The organism is Spirillospora sp. NPDC048823 (assembly GCF_043198445.1).
Taxonomy (GTDB): Bacteria; Actinomycetota; Actinomycetes; order Streptosporangiales; family Streptosporangiaceae; genus Spirillospora.
Genome location: NZ_JBICUT010000001.1, coordinates 822489 through 837946, shown reverse-complemented (window position 1 = coordinate 837946; position 15458 = coordinate 822489). Strand labels below are relative to the sequence as shown.

The 15458-nt window shown below is 69.9% G+C and carries 14 protein-coding genes; 10 read left to right on the top strand and 4 right to left on the bottom strand.

What is annotated here, in order from left to right; all coding sequences use genetic code 11:
• Nucleotides 1-75: 75 nt before the first annotated feature.
• The 4 genes from ACGFK0_RS03660 to ACGFK0_RS03645 all read left to right on the top strand — a co-directional run bounded on the left by ACGFK0_RS03660 (nucleotide 76) and on the right by ACGFK0_RS03645 (nucleotide 4423).
• Nucleotides 76-891, top strand: coding sequence for a polysaccharide deacetylase family protein (locus ACGFK0_RS03660; RefSeq protein ID WP_392899515.1), 816 nt, complete (start codon nucleotides 76-78; stop codon nucleotides 889-891).
• A 35-nt stretch (nucleotides 892-926) separates the two neighbouring features.
• Nucleotides 927-1454 (top strand): DUF1707 and DUF4870 domain-containing protein, encoded by a 528-nt coding sequence (locus tag ACGFK0_RS03655; protein ID WP_392899513.1) that lies wholly within the window; start codon nucleotides 927-929, stop codon nucleotides 1452-1454.
• Between the two features lie 250 nt (nucleotides 1455-1704).
• A complete protein-coding gene (locus ACGFK0_RS03650) occupies nucleotides 1705-3072 on the top strand; it encodes an FAD-binding oxidoreductase (protein WP_392899511.1) in 1368 nt (455 codons plus the stop codon).
• Nucleotides 3073-3157: 85 nt separating this feature from the next.
• Entirely contained in the window at nucleotides 3158-4423 is a 1266-nt protein-coding gene (locus ACGFK0_RS03645; protein ID WP_392899509.1) for a class I SAM-dependent methyltransferase, read from the top strand.
• Between the two features lie 134 nt (nucleotides 4424-4557).
• Here the strand turns inward: ACGFK0_RS03645 and ACGFK0_RS03640 are convergent, their stop codons facing one another.
• Nucleotides 4558-4767, bottom strand: coding sequence for a hypothetical protein (locus tag ACGFK0_RS03640; RefSeq protein WP_392899508.1), 210 nt, complete (start codon nucleotides 4765-4767; stop codon nucleotides 4558-4560).
• A 108-nt stretch (nucleotides 4768-4875) separates the two neighbouring features.
• On the opposite strand from ACGFK0_RS03640, the gene ACGFK0_RS03635 reads away from it, so the two are divergent.
• Nucleotides 4876-5910, top strand: coding sequence for an ATP-dependent DNA ligase (locus ACGFK0_RS03635; protein WP_392899506.1), 1035 nt, complete (start codon nucleotides 4876-4878; stop codon nucleotides 5908-5910).
• A gap of 58 nt (nucleotides 5911-5968) precedes the next feature.
• Here the strand turns inward: ACGFK0_RS03635 and ACGFK0_RS03630 are convergent, their stop codons facing one another.
• Nucleotides 5969-6859 carry an alpha/beta fold hydrolase gene (locus tag ACGFK0_RS03630; protein WP_392899504.1) on the bottom strand — a complete coding sequence of 297 codons (891 nt, stop codon included), beginning with the start codon at nucleotides 6857-6859 and terminating at the stop codon, nucleotides 5969-5971.
• Between the two features lie 205 nt (nucleotides 6860-7064).
• Between ACGFK0_RS03630 and ACGFK0_RS03625 the strand changes: the two genes are divergently transcribed.
• Entirely contained in the window at nucleotides 7065-8312 is a 1248-nt protein-coding gene (locus ACGFK0_RS03625; RefSeq protein ID WP_392899501.1) for a cytochrome P450, read from the top strand.
• A 63-nt stretch (nucleotides 8313-8375) separates the two neighbouring features.
• On the opposite strand, the gene ACGFK0_RS03620 is transcribed toward ACGFK0_RS03625, so the two are convergent.
• Nucleotides 8376-9920, bottom strand: coding sequence for a long-chain fatty acid--CoA ligase (locus ACGFK0_RS03620; RefSeq protein WP_392899499.1), 1545 nt, complete (start codon nucleotides 9918-9920; stop codon nucleotides 8376-8378).
• Between the two features lie 223 nt (nucleotides 9921-10143).
• Here ACGFK0_RS03620 and ACGFK0_RS03615 point away from each other — a divergent pair, with 223 nt between their 5' ends.
• On the top strand, nucleotides 10144-10767 hold the full coding sequence (locus tag ACGFK0_RS03615; RefSeq protein ID WP_392899496.1) for a hypothetical protein: 624 nt from the start codon (nucleotides 10144-10146) through the stop codon (nucleotides 10765-10767).
• Nucleotides 10768-10917: 150 nt separating this feature from the next.
• Nucleotides 10918-13416 carry a leucine--tRNA ligase gene (leuS, locus tag ACGFK0_RS03610; RefSeq protein ID WP_392899613.1) on the top strand — a complete coding sequence of 833 codons (2499 nt, stop codon included), beginning with the start codon at nucleotides 10918-10920 and terminating at the stop codon, nucleotides 13414-13416.
• A gap of 75 nt (nucleotides 13417-13491) precedes the next feature.
• On the opposite strand, the gene lexA is transcribed toward leuS, so the two are convergent.
• Nucleotides 13492-14190 (bottom strand): transcriptional repressor LexA, encoded by a 699-nt coding sequence (gene lexA / locus ACGFK0_RS03605; protein WP_392899493.1) that lies wholly within the window; start codon nucleotides 14188-14190, stop codon nucleotides 13492-13494.
• Nucleotides 14191-14365: 175 nt separating this feature from the next.
• Between lexA and ACGFK0_RS03600 the strand changes: the two genes are divergently transcribed.
• Both ACGFK0_RS03600 and nrdR read left to right on the top strand, forming a co-directional pair.
• On the top strand, nucleotides 14366-14701 hold the full coding sequence (locus ACGFK0_RS03600; protein ID WP_392899490.1) for a LysM peptidoglycan-binding domain-containing protein: 336 nt from the start codon (nucleotides 14366-14368) through the stop codon (nucleotides 14699-14701).
• A gap of 277 nt (nucleotides 14702-14978) precedes the next feature.
• Entirely contained in the window at nucleotides 14979-15452 is a 474-nt protein-coding gene (gene nrdR / locus ACGFK0_RS03595) for a transcriptional regulator NrdR (protein ID WP_392899488.1), read from the top strand.
• Nucleotides 15453-15458 lie beyond the last annotated feature (6 nt).

Sequence of the window (15458 nt, the reverse complement as noted above, 5' to 3'; positions counted from 1 at the left end):
AGCGGCGGCATCCCCGGCGGGCGCGGCGCAGCGCCCTAGACTGGCCGGTCTTGGGATCGGCAGCCGGGGGGGTTGATGGACGGGCTGAAGCTGGTCCGGCGGGGGGCGGCCGGTGTGCTCGCGGCGGCGATGTGCGGGGGGCTGAGCACACTGGCCCCGGTCGACGAACGGGTGCGGCTCACCGCGGCACGGAGCGGGCCCCCCGCGCCCGAGCCCGAGCCGCCCGGGCCCAAGCCCGAGCCGAAGCCCCCGCCGCCCGACTGCACCCGCGTGAAATGCCTGGCGCTGACGTTCGACGACGGCCCGGCCGAGAGCACCGGGAAACTGCTGGACATCCTGGCGTCCCGCAACGTCAAGGCGACGTTCTTCCTGATCGGGGAGAACGCCGCCAAGTACCCCGGGCTCGTCCGACGTGAACATGAGGCCGGGCACGAGATAGCCGATCACAGCTACACCCACGCCGACCTCGGGAGTGCCTCCAAGCAGAAGATCGTTTCGGAGCTGACGCGGACGCAGGAGGCGATCCGCCGCGCGTCCGGCGTCACGCCGGACATGCTGCGGCCGCCGTACGGGTCGACGTCGAAACGGCTGACCAGGATCACGCGGCGGATGGGCATGGCGCAGGTGCTGTGGACGGTCGACCCGCTCGACTGGCGGGATCGCGACACCGAGGACGTCGAGCGCCGGGTGCTGACGTCGGCGAAGCCCGGCGACATCGTGCTGCTGCACGACATCCACCCGACGACCGTGCGGGCCGTTCCGGAGATCATCGACCGTCTGGCGGCGCAGGGCTACGTCTTCGTGACCGTCTCCGAACTGTTCGGCGGGCACCTGACACCCGGGAAGGAGTACACGCGGCTGAATTCAGGGGAGGGTCAGGGTCTTCCCTGATGCTGCCGGCGGCCGCGGCGCGGACCATGAGAGATATGGACAGCAGCTACGCGGTGGGGGATCTGAGGGTCTCGGACGCCGAACGCGAACCGGTCATCGAGCGCCTTCAGGACGCGTACGCCGAGGGCCGGATCGACCACGACGAATTCGACCTGCGCATGCACCTGGCGATGACGGCCAAGACGCGCAACGACCTGGGTGCGCTCACCCGCGATCTCGCCCCGGCGCCGAAGCAGGCGCACAACCCCGCCGCGTGGGACGGTGAGCCGCCGACCGGGGAGGACCGCATGCTCGCGGCGGCGGCGCATGCCGTCGCCGTCCCGACGCTGTTCGTCGGGCCGCTCGTGCTGATGCTGCTGAGCGGCAAGCGGTCCGAGTACGTCCGGCGGCAGGCGGCGGAGGCCGTGAACTTCCAGGTGACGCTCCTGCTCCTCACCATCGTCACGTTCGGCGTCGGCGGCATCGTCTACGCCGTGGCGTGGATCCTGTCGGCCATCGCGGCCGTCTACGCGCTGACGGGCCACACCTTCCGCTATCCGTGGATCCTCCGCCTGGTGAAGTGACCGCCCGCCCCGCCGCCGTCCGGTGGACGGGGCGCGGGGTTTCCGGGACCCGGAGTTGGTTTGTCGCCGTGGGGCTCGGGGGAGATGTCGACGTGGCCGCCCCGTTGCGGTTCCGTCGCTCCAGGAGTTGAAACGACGCCGATGTATGCGCCCGTGGGGTTATTCCCCTCTCTACCTGTGACTCCCACAACGTCCGAATTGTGTGGACCGTGCATAGGATGATCGATTAACTGTGTCCGGGGAGGGTTGGATGACGGAGCTTGCGGTCAAGGGCGATCACCAGCGGGCGGTCGAGGCGCTCAGGAGGTCCTACGAGGCGATCCCTGCGGGCACGCCGGTGCGGCTGGCGAAGCGGACCTCGAACCTGTTCCGGTGGCGCGACCCGTCGGACGCGCCCGGGCTGGACGTGTCCGGGTTCGACAAGGTGCTGAGCGTCGACGCGGACGAGCGGACCGCACAGGTCCAGGGCATGACGACGTACGAGGACCTGGTCGACGCGACGCTCCCGCACGGGCTGATGCCGACGGTCGTCCCGCAGCTGAAGACGATCACACTGGGCGGCGCGGTGACGGGGCTCGGCATCGAGTCGACGTCGTTCCGGGACGGGCTTCCGCACGAGGGCGTGCTGGAGATGGAGGTCCTGGCGGGTGACGGCAGGATCGTCACCGCGACGAGGGACAACGAGCACGCGGACCTGTTCTACGGGTTCCCGAACTCCTACGGGACGCTCGGCTACACGCTGCGGCTGAAGATCGAGCTCAGGCCGGTCGGCCCTTACGTCCGGCTGCGGCATCTGCGGTTCCGGGACGCGGTGGAGATGTCCAGCGCGATGAGCGAGATCACCGAGTCCGGGACGTTCGAGGGCGAGGCCGTCGACTTCCTGGACGGGACGGTGTTCGGCGCGGACGAGCAGTACATCACGCTGGGCTTCTTCGCGGACTCGGCGCCGTACACGTCCGACTACACCGGTCAGCAGATCTACTACCGGTCGATCCAGGAGCGGTCGGTCGACTTCCTGACGGTCCGCGACTACATCTGGCGCTGGGACACCGACTGGTTCTGGTGCTCGGGCGCGTTCGGCGTGCAGAACCCGGCCGTCCGGCGGCTGTGGCCCGACAAGTACAAGCGGTCGGACGTGTACCGCAAGCTCGTCGCGTACGACCGTCGGTACCACTTCGTCGCGCGGGCGGAGCGGTGGCGTGGCCTGAGGCCGCGCGAGGACGTCATCCAGGACATCGAGGTGCCGGTCGAGCGGCTGCCGGAGTTCCTGGAATTCTTCCACGACAAGGTGGGCATGAGCCCGGTCTGGCTGTGCCCGCTGCGTGCCAAGGAGCGGTGGCCGCTGTACCCGCTGGAAGTGGGCCGCACGTACGTGAACGTGGGTTTCTGGGGGACGGTGCGGCTCCCACCTGGGCAGATCCCCGAATATCACAACCGGCTCATCGAACGCAGGGTCGCAGCCCTTGACGGGCACAAGTCTCTCTATTCGACTTCCTTCTATAACAGGGACGAGTTCTGGCGGTACTACGACGGGGAGACCTACCGGCGCCTCAAGGGGAGCTACGACTCCGGCGGGCGGCTGCTGGACCTCTACGACAAGTGTGTACGCGGGCGCTGACCAGGCGTCCGCCGTTTCGGGGGAGTGCCCGGACGGGCGGCCGACCATCGCCGGCCGGCCGGGCGGAGAGACAGGAGGGAACAAGATGACGCTGGCCAGGGTCTTCGAGCGGCTCGCCGGGGCTGAGGCGCCAGTGGAGTTCACGGCGTACGACGGATCGCGGGCGGGGGTGCCCGGGGCCGACATCCGGTTCGACGTCCGTTCGCCGTACGCGGTGTCGTACCTGCTGCACTCGCCGGGGGCGCTGGGCCTGGCCCGCGCCTATGTCACCGGCATGATCGACGTCAGCGGCGACATGATCACGGCGCTGACGACGATGCAGCAGGTGCTCGGCGACGTGACGGCGCGGGACAAGGCGCGGATCGTCGGCGGTGTGCTCGGCGACCCGCTGCTGCGCGCCGCGATCTCGCGCCGGCTGGACCCGCCGCCGCAGGAGGCGCCGTTCAGCCGCATTCCGTCGTGGCTGCGGCACTCCAAGCGGCGGGACGCGAAGGCGATCTCCCATCACTACGACGTCTCGAACACCTTCTACGAGTGGGTCCTCGGCCCCTCCATGGCCTACACGTGCGCGTGCTACCCCCGAGAGGACGCGACGCTGGAGGAGGCGCAGTTCTTCAAGCACGACCTGGTGGCGAAGAAGATCGCGCTGAAGCCGGGGATGCGGCTGCTGGACGTGGGCTGCGGCTGGGGCGGCATGGTGATGCACGCCGCGCAGGAGTACGGCGTCAAGGCGCTCGGTGTGACGCTGTCGAAGCAGCAGGCCGAGTGGGCGCAGAAGGCCATCGCCGACCGGGGCCTGTCGGATCTGGCCGAGGTCCGGCACATGGACTACCGGGACGTGGCCGAGGAGGGCTTCGACGCGATCAGCTCCATCGGGCTCACCGAGCACATCGGCAAGGCGAACCTGCCGTCCTACTTCTCGTTCCTGCACGGGAAGCTGAAGAAGGGCGGCCGGATGCTGAACCACACCATCACCCGTCCGGACAACATCGCTCCGACCCGCAGGGAGAACGGGTTCATCAACCGCTACGTGTTCCCGGACGGTGAGCTGGAGGGCCCCGGCTACGTCCAGATGCAGATGAACGACGCGGGTTTCGAGATCCGCCACCAGGAGAACCTGCGCGAGCACTACGCCCGGACGCTCACCGCCTGGTGCGAGAACCTCGACGAGCACTGGGACGAGGCCGTCGCCGAGGTCGGCGACGGGATCGCGCGCGTGTGGCGCGTCTACATGGCGGGCTGCGTGCTCGGCTTCGACCAGAACTGGATCGAGCTGCACCAGACGCTCGGCGTCAAGCTGCACGACGACGGCACGAGCGGTATGCCGCTGCGCCCCGACTGGGCATCGTGACGGCGGAACCGATTCCGGCGATGTGACGAGCCGACCGGGTGTCCGGTCGGCTCGTCCGCGTTCAAGGCCCTCCGACGGCTCCTGTCCCGGCGGCCCCGTTCCGGCCGGGGCCGATCATCTCCGGCGGGTTCCCGTCATACCGCGAAGAGCAGCGCCGCGCTGCCGAGAATGACCACGGCGGTGGCGACGTGGATGCCGAAGGTGAGGTCGCGCACCCCCTTGATCTCCAAGTAGGCGGCGTCTCCGTCCTGCTTGGCGGGGACCCCGTAGTCGGCGGCCGCCGCGCGCACGGCCTCCTCACCCTTCTGCGCAACGGCCGCCTGCGCCGCGAGCAGCGCGACCACCGCCTCGCGATCCTGATCCGGCGCTTCTCGGCCTGACCCCGGGCACCTCAACCGCGGGTCAACATTCGGCCACCCCCATATCAGGGCAGGCCGGACGGGGTACGGGTGGTGAGGACCGTCGAGTTCGGGGGGCGCGAGGCGATGCACATCCGGTCCCCGGTGAAGCCGATGCTGGCCGCGACCATCGACCACATCCCCCCGGCGCAGGCATGCCCGGGCGGCTGCCGGTACGAGCCGAAGTTCGACGGGTTCCGCGCGGTCGCGCTCGTGGACGACGGCGGCGCCGTCCACCTGTCCTCGCGCCGCAGGACCCGCCTCAACGACGGGTTCCCCGAGATCGTGGCGGCGGTCGGGGAGCAGCTCGCGCCCGGCACGGTCGTCGACGGCGAGCTGGTCCGCTGGGGGGACGACGGGCGCCTCGACTTCGGCGCGCTGCAACGCCGCCACGTCGCCGGACGCCGCCGCGCCGAGTTCGCGCGGGCGGAACCCTGCCACTACGTCGTGTTCGACGTCCTGGAATCGGACGGCGTGGACCTGCGTCCCCGTCCGCTGCGGGAACGCCGCACCGTCCTGGAGGCCCTGCTCGGCGGCGCCCCGCCGTCCGCGCGGGTCGTCGCCACCCCGCAGACGTCCGACGCCGAGGAGGCGCGGCTGTGGTTCGACGCCCTCGCCGTGCAGGGCATCGAGGGCCTGGTCGTCAAGGACGCCGACGGCGCCTACCTGGAGGGACGCCGCCGCTGGTGGAAGGTGAAGCGCCGCATCACCACCCAGGCGATCGTGGGCGGCGTGACGGGCACCAGGCAGGCCCCCGAGTCGCTGATCCTCGGCCGCTACGACGACGGCGGCCGCCTCCGCGTCGTCGCGCGGACCACCCCGCTCCCGCCCTCCGCGCGCGTGTCGCTCGCGGAGGTGCTGCGCCACGCCGGCGCCGACCATCCGTGGCCGGCCGAGCTGCCCGCCGGGTTCGCCGGCGGCCTGTACGGGGCGCATCCGCCGATCCGCTATGTCCGGACGGAGCCGGAGGTCGTCGTGGAGATCAGCGCGGACGCGGCCGTCGAACGCGGCCGCTGGCGGCACGCCGTCCGCTTTCTCCGGACACGGTCGGACCTGGCCCCGGTCGACGTCCCGGGGTTCGGTGCGTGACGCACGAACGCCGCGCCGCCCCGGCCGGAGACCGCCCGCCCCCGCCCCGGCTCCCGGTCTAGGCCAGCCAGTCGAGGATGTGGCCGTTCACATCCTCCGGCCGGTCGAGCTGGAGAAAGTGCCCGGCGCCGGGGACGAGAGCGGTCCGCGACCCGGGCGGCAGGGCCGCCTGGACGGCGCCGAGGTCGCCGCCGGGTGCCACCACGTCCGTGCCCAGGCAGCCGTCCTCGACGCCGTGCAGGTACAGGACGGGCAGTTCGCCGACCGCGGTCGCCGCCTCCTGCTCGGCCGCGTAGCGCTTGAGGAGCCGGGTCGGGTCGAGCATGGCGCGGTAGTACCCGATCGCCGCCGCGACGTTGGCGGGCGTGGCCAGGCACTCCATGACGTGGTCGACGTCCGCGGACCGGTCGCGGCCGTCGTCGGGGGACCAGTCGCGCCAGAGCCCCTCGACGAACGCGCGGTTCAGCGCGGCCTCGGCCAGCGGCGTCTGGAACACGAAGATGTAGAACGAGCGCTTGAGCTGCTCGTAGTCGAAGAACCCGGTCGCCATCACCGAGACCGGCGGGACGGACATGGCGACGACCCTGCGCCAGCGGCCGGGGGCGGCGTTCGCGGCGCCGTAGGCGGCGAAGGCGCCCCAGTCGTGGCCGATGACGACGGCGTCGGAGCCGCCTCCGAGGGCCTCGTGCAGAGCGATGGCGTCGGCCGCCAGGGCGCCGCTCTGGTAGGCGCCGTCCTCGGGGACCGGCGTGGGGGCGTAGCCGCGCATGAACGGCGCCACGGCGCGGTAGCCGGCGGCGGCGAGTTCCGGCATCAGATGCCGCCACGTGTGCGCCGAGTCGGGGAAGCCGTGCAGGAGAAGCGCCAGTGGCCCGTCGCCGGGGCCCGCCGTCAGGTATCCGAAGTCCAGCCCGTTCGCGGTGACCGATCCGGTCGTGATGCCGCCCATGTCCGCCTCCTCGGTTCGCGGCGCACGCTACCCCGGGGTGCTGCCGGGGGAGCGGCCGGGGGGCCGGGGACGGCGTGTCGCCCGCCCAGCACGACGGCTAGTGTGAGTGGCGTCACTCGGCCGATCAGTGTGCACGTGCGGCTTTACTTTGAGAGGCTGCATGTAAACCGAACCGGATTCGGAAAGCGATGAGGTGGTGGGCAGCGTGCTCAAGGTCGAGGACATCAACCTGACCGACTGGGAGTTCTGGCGTCAGCCGCACGAGTACCGGCACGAGGCGTTCAAGGCCCTGCGCCGGCATCCCGAGCTGGTTCACTACGAGGAACCCGACATCGTCATCATGCCGCAGGGGCCCGGCTACTACGCGCTGACCAGGCACGCCGACATCATCGAGGCGTCCCGGCGGCCGCAGGACTTCTGCTCGGGCAGGGGCGCCATCAGCATCCCGGACCTGCCCGGCGACATGCACGAGTTCTTCGGCTCCATGATCAACATGGACGACCCGCGGCACGCCAAGATCAGGCGGATCGTGTCCCGGGCCTTCTCCCCGCGCATGATCCAGCGGTTCGAGGACAAGGTCGAGAGCGTCGCCGCGCAGATCGTCGAGAACGTGGCGGCGGGCGGCGGCTCGGGCGACTTCGTCTCCGACGTCGCCGCCCGGCTGCCCCTGAAGATCATCTGCGACATGATGGGCATCGCCGAGGACCACTACCAGACCGTCCTCGACGCCACGAACGTCATCCTGGCGGGCAACGACCCCGAGTTCGTCCCGACCGACGACGCCGAGCAGATGGCGATGGCGCTGCTCGGCGCCGGCGAGACGCTCAAGAGCCTCGTCGAGGACCTCGGCCGGCAGCGCCGCGAGAACCCGACCGACGACCTCACGTCGGCGCTGGTGAACGCCAACATCGACGACGAGTCGCTGACCGACCAGGAACTCGGCTCGTTCTTCATCCTGCTGGTCGTCGCCGGCAACGAGACCACCCGCAACGCCATCGCGCACGGGCTGGACCTGTTCACCCGCCACCCCGACCAGCGGGCACTGCTCACCGAGGACTTCGACGCCCGCATGCCCGGGGCCATCGAGGAGATCGTCCGGTACGTGTCGCCGGTCATCTGGATGCGCCGCACCGCGACGTGCGACACCACGCTGAACGACCACCAGATCAAAGAGGGCGACAAGCTCGTCATGTACTACTGGTCGGCCAACCGCGACGAATCGGTGTTCACCGACCCGGAGAAGTTCGACATCCTGCGCGACCCCAACCCGCACGTCGGGTTCGGCGGGCCCGGGCCGCACTTCTGCCTGGGCGCCCACCTGGCCAGGCGCGAGATCACCGTGATGTTCCGCGAACTGCTCCGCCGGACCCCGGAGATCCGCGCGTCCGGCGAGCCGGAGCGCCTGGAGTCCAACTTCATCAACGGGATCAAGCGCCTGCCCTACACGATCTGATCCACCGGACCCGCGGGGCCGGGGCTTCGGTCTGCGCCGAGACCCCGGGCCCCTGAGCGGGTCTCAGCGCAGCTCGCGCTTGAGGATCTTGCCGGTGGCGGTCATCGGCAGCTCGTCGCGGAACTCGACGATCCGCGGGTACTTGTAGTTCGCGAACTGCTCCTTGCCCCACGCGACGAGTTCGTCCTCGGTGACGGAGGCGCCGGGCGTCCGGATCACGTACGCCTTGACCTCCTCGCCGTGCGAGGGGTGCTCGACGCCCACGACCGCGGCCAGCGACACCTCCGGGTGGGTCATCAGGACCTCCTCGATCTCCCGCGGGTACACGTTGTAGCCACCGCGGATGATCATGTCCTTGGAGCGGTCGATGATGTAGTAGTAGCCCTCCTCGTCGCGGCGGGCCACGTCACCGGTGCGGAACCAGCCGTCCTTCATCGAGTCCGCGGTCGCGTCGGGCCGCTTGTAGTAGCCCTTCATGATGTTGTGCCCGCGGATCGCGATCTCCCCGGGCCCCTCGCCCTCGACGTCCTTCCAGTCCTCGTCGATCAGCTTCATCTCGACGCCCCAGACGGGCAGGCCGATCGAACCGGCCTTGGCCGGGCGGTCCGGGCGGTTGAACGAGGCCACCGGCGACGTCTCCGACAGGCCGTAGCCCTCCAGGACGTCCACGTCGAACTTCTGCTTGATCCCCTTGAGGACCTCCATCTGCAGCGCCGAGCCGCCCGACACCGCGACCCGCAGGTTCTCCCGGATCGTCGCGATGTCCTCGTCGGACGTGTCGTCGGTCAGCAGCCCCCAGTACATCGTCGGGACGCCCGCGAAGATGTTCACCTTCTCCTTGACCATCAGCTCGATGGCCTGCTTGGCGTCGAACCTCGGCTGCAGGACGAGCGTCGCCCGCCGGTAGATGCCGACGTTCATCACGCACGTCTGCCCGAAGATGTGGAACAGCGGCAGCGTCACCAGCGACGTGTCGTGCAGGGTGCGGTAGAAGAGCGTGTCGTCCACCATCGCGTTCGCCAGCAGGTTGCTGTGCGTGAGCTCGGCGCCCTTCGGCTGGCCCGTCGTCCCGCTGGTGTAGATGATGACCGCGGTGTCGTTCGGCTCCGTCTGCACCGGGTCGAACGTGTTCGGCTGCCCCGCCAGCGCCGCCCAGAACAGCTCGGCGCCCTCGATCGGCGACTCGGCCGCCGCCGGGTTCGCGGGCAGCAGGAAGAAGTGCTCGCATCCCCCGGCCTGCTCGAACCCGGCGTACCCCATCTCGCCGAGCGGCAGCTCCGGCGTCCCCTCGAAGCAGAACAGCGCCTTGGCGTCGGAGTCGTCGAGGTGGTAGGCGATCTCCCGCGGCTTGAGCAGCACGTTCAGCGGGACGACCACCGCGCCCGCCTTGAGCGCCCCGAAGTAGACCATCGGGAAGTACGGGAGGTTCGGGGTGGACAGCGCCACCTTGTCGCCCGGTCCGACGCCGCGCGACCGCAGCAGGTTCGCGACCTGGTTGGCGACCGAGTCGATGAACGAGTAGGAGAGCCGGAGGTCGCCGAACACGACCGCGTCGCGGTCGGGGGTCTCCCTGGCGGCGTCCTCCAGCAGCACGGACAGGTTGAGCATCGGTGGGACTCCTCGCGCGAAAGGTGACCGGTCGGTTAGTTACCGACGAGTGTATGAGCCGTTTCGCACATCCTCCTGCATGGGGTTCGGCGCGCGCCATCCATCGCGCCTCTTTGACGTGCTGTTTCCGTGCCGTGAATAGACGCCTGCCACCGCCCGGCCGGCGGACCCGGCACATGCCCGCCCATGTCACCGTTACGATGTGCCGCTCCACCGAGAAAGGGTGCACGTCTTGATCATCTTCGGCTGGCGCGTGGTGTTCTTCACCCTGACCAGGGGAATCTTCCACTGTCCCGACTGCGGCGGCGACCGCGACTACCGCCGCCGGCAGGGGCGCAACTTCTTCACCCTGTTCTTCGTCCCGGTCATTCCCCTCACCAAGACCGGCGGTGAATTCATCCAGTGCGACACGTGCAAGGGCCGCTGGAACCCGGGCGTCCTCAACGTGCCGACCACCGCCCAGCTCGCCCAGATGCCCGCGATGCTCCTGCGCATGGCCATCGCCCAGGTCCTGCGTTCCGGCGACTACACCGACCCGTCCGCCCGCTCCCGCGCCGTGGCCGTCGTCCAGCAGGCCGGCGTGGCCGGATACGACGACGCCGCACTGAACGCCGACCTCGGCCGCCCGTTCGACGAGGTCCGCGCCGAGATGTCCCGCGCCGCCTCGGCGCTCGCCCCCGAGGCGCGCGAGAGCATCCTGCGCGCCGCCGCCGAGATCGCCCTCACCGACGGGCGGCTCAGCGTCTCCGAGGAGGAGACCCTCGCCGCCGTCGGCGCCGACCTGGAACTCACCCGTGTCCAGGTGACCGGCGTCGTCTCCATGGCCCGTCAGCAATCCGGCCATTAGTCCCGGCGGACGGGCTTGCGGTTGCGCTACTCTTGATGTATGTCAGCCAGGCTGCTCCTTGAACGACCACGTTGACGAACTGACGTCAGCGTGGTGGCCCCTCCTGTGCGAGGGGCCATTTCATGTCGGCAGGTGGCCTGGGGCCCCGCAATCAGCGAGCAAGAAACCGGAGTTGTAGGCGTGAGCAGCGACGAGCATTACGATCCGCGGGCGATTCAGGACAAGTGGCAGGCCCGCTGGGCGCAGCTCGAACCGTTCACGGCCGAGGAGGACAACACCGTCGACGAGCGGCGCTACGCGCTGGACATGTTCCCCTATCCCAGCGGTGACCTGCACATGGGCCACGCGGAGGCGTTCGGCATCGGCGACGTCCCCGCGCGCTACTGGTTCCAGCGCGGCTTCAACGTCCTGCACCCCATCGGCTGGGACTCCTTCGGCCTGCCCGCCGAGAACGCCGCCATCAAACGCGACTCCCACCCCGCCGAGTGGACCTACGCCAACATCGAGACCCAGGCGTCCTCGTTCCGGCGCTACGCCGCGTCCTTCGACTGGTCGCGGCGCCTGCACACCTCCGACGCCGAGTACTACAAGTGGACGCAGTGGCTGTTCCTGCGCTTCTACGAGCGGGGCCTGGCCTACCGCAAGGGCGGCCACGTCAACTGGTGCCCCAAGGACCAGACCGTCCTGGCCAACGAGCAGGTCGTCGGCGGGCACTGCGAACGCTGCGGAACCCTGGTCGAAAAGCGCGTGCTGACCCAGTGGTACTTCAAGATCACCGAATACGCGGACCGGCTGCTGGACGACATGGAGCAGCTGGAGGGCAAGTGGCCCGAGCGCGTCCTGCTGATGCAGCGCAACTGGATCGGCCGCTCCACCGGCGCCGACGTCGACTTCGTCATTGAGGGACGCGACGAGCCCGTCACCGTCTACACCACCCGCCCCGACACCCTGTTCGGCGCCACGTTCATGGTCGTCGCCGCCGACGCCGCCCTGGCCGAGGAGATCTGCGCACCCGACCACCGCGCCGCGTTCGAGGCGTACCGCGAGGAGGTCTCCCGCGAGAGCGAGATCGAGCGGCTGTCCACCGAACGCGAGAAGACCGGCGTGTTCCTGGGCCGCTACGCGGTCAACCCCGTCAACGGCGAGCGGCTGCCCGTCTGGGCGTCCGACTACGTCCTGGCCGAATACGGGCACGGCGCGATCATGGCCGTCCCGGCGCACGACCAGCGCGACCTGGACTTCGCGCTGAAGTTCGGCCTGCCCGTCCGCGTCGTCGTCGAGACCGGCCTGCCCGACCCGTCCGAGACCGGCGTCGCCACCCCCGGCGACGGCGCGATCGTCAACTCCGCGCCGATCGACGGGCTGACCAAGGCCGACGCCATCACCCGCATCACCGAGATCCTGGCCGAGCGCGGCACCGGCCGCGCCTCGGTGAACTTCCGGCTGCGCGACTGGCTGGTGTCCCGGCAGCGGTTCTGGGGCTGCCCCATCCCGATCGTGCACTGCGAGTCGTGCGGCGAGGTCCCCGTCCCGGACGAGCAGCTGCCCGTGACGCTGCCCGAAGGCCTGCGCGGCGCCGACCTGGCGCCCAAGGGCACCTCACCGCTGGCCGCCGCGTCCGACTGGGTCAACGTCGAATGCCCCAAGTGCGCCGGCCCCGCCAAACGCGACACCGACACCATGGACACGTTCGTCGACTCGTCCTGGTACTACTTCCGCTACTGCTCGCCCGGCTACGAGAACGGCCCGTTCGACGTCGAGCAGGTCCGCAAGTGGATGCCCGTCGACCAGTACACCGGCGGTGTCGAGCACGCCATCCTGCACCTGCTGTACAGCCGGTTCTTCACCAAGGTCCTGTACGACATGGGCATGATCGACTTCACCGAGCCGTTCCGCCGGCTGCTGAACCAGGGCCAGGTGATCAACCAGGGCAAGGCGATGTCCAAGACGCTGGGCAACGGCGTCGACCTGGGTGAGCAGATCGGCGAGTTCGGCGTGGACGTCGTCCGGCTGGCCATCCTGTTCTCCGGCCCGCCCGAGGACGACATCGACTGGGCGGACGTGTCACCGCACGGCATGTCCAAGTTCCTGTCCCGCGTCCACCGCATCGCCACCGAGGTCGCCTCCCCGCCCGGCGCCGACGTCGCGTCCGGCGACACGGCCCTGCGCCGCGTCACCGCCCGCACCATCGACGAGGCCACCACCCTGGTCGAGACGCAGCGGTTCAACGTCGCGATCGCCCGGATCATGGAACTGGTCACCGCGACCCGCAAGGCCATCGACTCGGGCCCCGGCGCGTCCGACCCCGCCGTCCGCGAGGCCGCCGAGACCATCGCGACGCTGCTGTCGCTGTTCGCCCCCTACACCGCCGACGAGGCATGGGAGCTGCTGGGACGCACCGCCCCGGTCATCCGCGCGGGCTGGCCGTCCGCCGACCCCGCGCTGCTGGTGGAGGAGACGGTCACCTGCGTCGTCCAGGTCGCCGGCAAGGTCCGCGACCGGCTGGAGGTCGCCCCCGGCATCGCCGACGAGGAACTGGAGCGGCTGGCCCTGGACTCCACCAGGGTCCGGGACGCCCTGGGCGGCGCCGAGATCGCCAAGATCATCGTCCGCGCCCCCAAGATCGTCAACATCGTCCCGAAGCGCTGACCGGGCACGGCACGCGAAGACGGCCGCCGGGTCCTTCCGGCGGCCGTCTCGGCGTGCGTCTCACATCGTGCGGTCTCACATCTTGCGGAGGACCGCCACGACACGTCCCAGCACCGAGGCCTCGTCGCCGGGGATCGGCTCGTAGGCGGGGTTCTGCGGCATCAGCCAGATGTGGCCGTCCCGGCGCTTGAAGGTCTTCACCGTCGCCTCGCCGTCGATCATGGCGGCCACGATGTCGCCCTGCTCGGCCACCGGCTGCTGCCGGACGACCACCCAGTCACCGTCCGCGATCGCGGCGTCGATCATCGAGTCACCGCTGACCTTCAGCAGGAAGTGGGTGCCCTCGCCGACCAGCTGTTTGGGGAGGGTGAACACGTCCTCCACGGCCTCCTCGGCCAGGATCGGCCCACCGGCGGCGATCCGCCCCACCAGCGGCACGTACGCGGGCGCGGGCCGCACCGAGGTCTGCTGGCCCCCGGCGGCCTCGTAGGCCTCCTCGTCCGTCCGCACCGGCGTCGAACCCGGCACGCGGACCTCCACGGCCCGCGGCCGGTTGGGGTCGCGGCGCAGGAAACCCTTGCGCTGAAGCGCCCGGAGCTGGTGCGACACGCTGGAGGTGCTGGTCAGACCCACGGCCTCGCCGATCTCGCGCATCGAAGGCGGGTACCCCCGGCGCTGCACCGAGTCGCGGATCACCTCCAGCACCATGCGCTGCCGTTGCGTCAGGCCCGTCTCGTCCATGGGCCCGTCGGGCAGCTCCCGGACCTTGCTCATCGCTCGTCGCCTCCCGGGCGCCTCGATCCGTCACTCCTTGTCATGGAACGCTATCGCGTCCCGGCCCGATGATCAAACAATTGTTCGAAGATGTGCTCGCTTTTTGTCGGCGCCCCCTGTAGAACATCGTACAGGCGTTCGATCGAAAATGCATTCGACGTCGAGGAGGGGAGAGATGTCGGGTTCACCCCACAGTGACCGGGTCCCGATCCGCCTGACCCGCCGCGGTCGCGCCGTCCTGGTCCTGTTCGCCGCCGCCGTCACGCTCGTCATCCTCTGGCTCACCGTCGGCACCGGCGCACTGGCCGGCGGCCGCGAAAGCCATCGCGGCCCGACCGCCGCCGCCGAGACCGTCGTCGTCGAACCCGGCGACACCCTCTGGGGCATCGCCTCCGACGCCGACCGGGGCACCGACCCCCGCGTCGTCGTCCAGCGCATCATCGACCTCAACGGACTGGGCGGCGATCCCACCGTCCGGCCGGGCCAGGAGATCCGCCTCCCCGCCCGCTGATCTCCGGGGCCGAACACGGGCTCACCAGGGGGTCTGCCGCGGCGGAGTGTGCCGCCGGAGACGGTCTGTGACGACACGCCCGGGAGGAAATCCGGGAGGGCTCACGTGACCTGGGGGGACGCGCCGGATGTGGCGCGTGAGGCAGCGGATCAGGTTGCGAACGCCTGCGGTGAGCCGTACGGTTGACCACAACATCTAGTAGTCACACCGATGTACTTCACCTATATGTGGCGTTACTCGGAGGTGTGATGCGTTTCTGTCAGGGGAGGGATTGGACGTGCACTGCCCGTTCTGCCGCAACCCTGACACCAAAGTGATCGACAGCCGCTCCACCGACGACGGCGGCGCCATTCGGCGTCGCCGGTCGTGCGCGGAATGCGGCAAGCGATTCACGACGCAGGAGAATGTGCTCGTGATGGTGGCCAAGCGCAGCGGGGTCACCGAGCCGTTCTCGCGGGAAAAGATCATCGCCGGTGTGCGCAGGGCCTGCCAGGGCCGTCCGGTCGACGAGGATGCGCTCGCACAGCTGGGACAGCGGGTCGAAGAGGAGATCAGATCCTCCGGCTCCGCCGAAATCCCCTCGCACGAGATCGGCCTCGCGATCCTGGGGCCGCTCGGCGAACTCGATGAGGTCGCCTATCTGCGATTCGCCTCGGTCTACCGGAGCTTCGAGTCGCTGGACGACTTCGCCAAGGAGATCGAGACACTGCGGAAGGCCGGTTCCTCGGGGGAGCCCGGCCCGTCCCGGTAGGGGCGG

Coding starts and splice junctions, on each gene's coding strand:
- ACGFK0_RS03660 (WP_392899515.1), top strand. CDS start 76: ATGGACGGGCTGAAGCTGGTCCGGCGGGGGGCGGCCGGTGTGCTCGCG.
- ACGFK0_RS03600 (WP_392899490.1), top strand. CDS start 14,366: ATGTCGGGTTCACCCCACAGTGACCGGGTCCCGATCCGCCTGACCCGC.
- lexA (WP_392899493.1), bottom strand. CDS start 14,190: ATGAGCAAGGTCCGGGAGCTGCCCGACGGGCCCATGGACGAGACGGGC.
- ACGFK0_RS03630 (WP_392899504.1), bottom strand. CDS start 6,859: ATGGGCGGCATCACGACCGGATCGGTCACCGCGAACGGGCTGGACTTC.
- ACGFK0_RS03620 (WP_392899499.1), bottom strand. CDS start 9,920: ATGCTCAACCTGTCCGTGCTGCTGGAGGACGCCGCCAGGGAGACCCCC.
- ACGFK0_RS03645 (WP_392899509.1), top strand. CDS start 3,158: ATGACGCTGGCCAGGGTCTTCGAGCGGCTCGCCGGGGCTGAGGCGCCA.
- ACGFK0_RS03650 (WP_392899511.1), top strand. CDS start 1,705: ATGACGGAGCTTGCGGTCAAGGGCGATCACCAGCGGGCGGTCGAGGCG.
- ACGFK0_RS03655 (WP_392899513.1), top strand. CDS start 927: ATGGACAGCAGCTACGCGGTGGGGGATCTGAGGGTCTCGGACGCCGAA.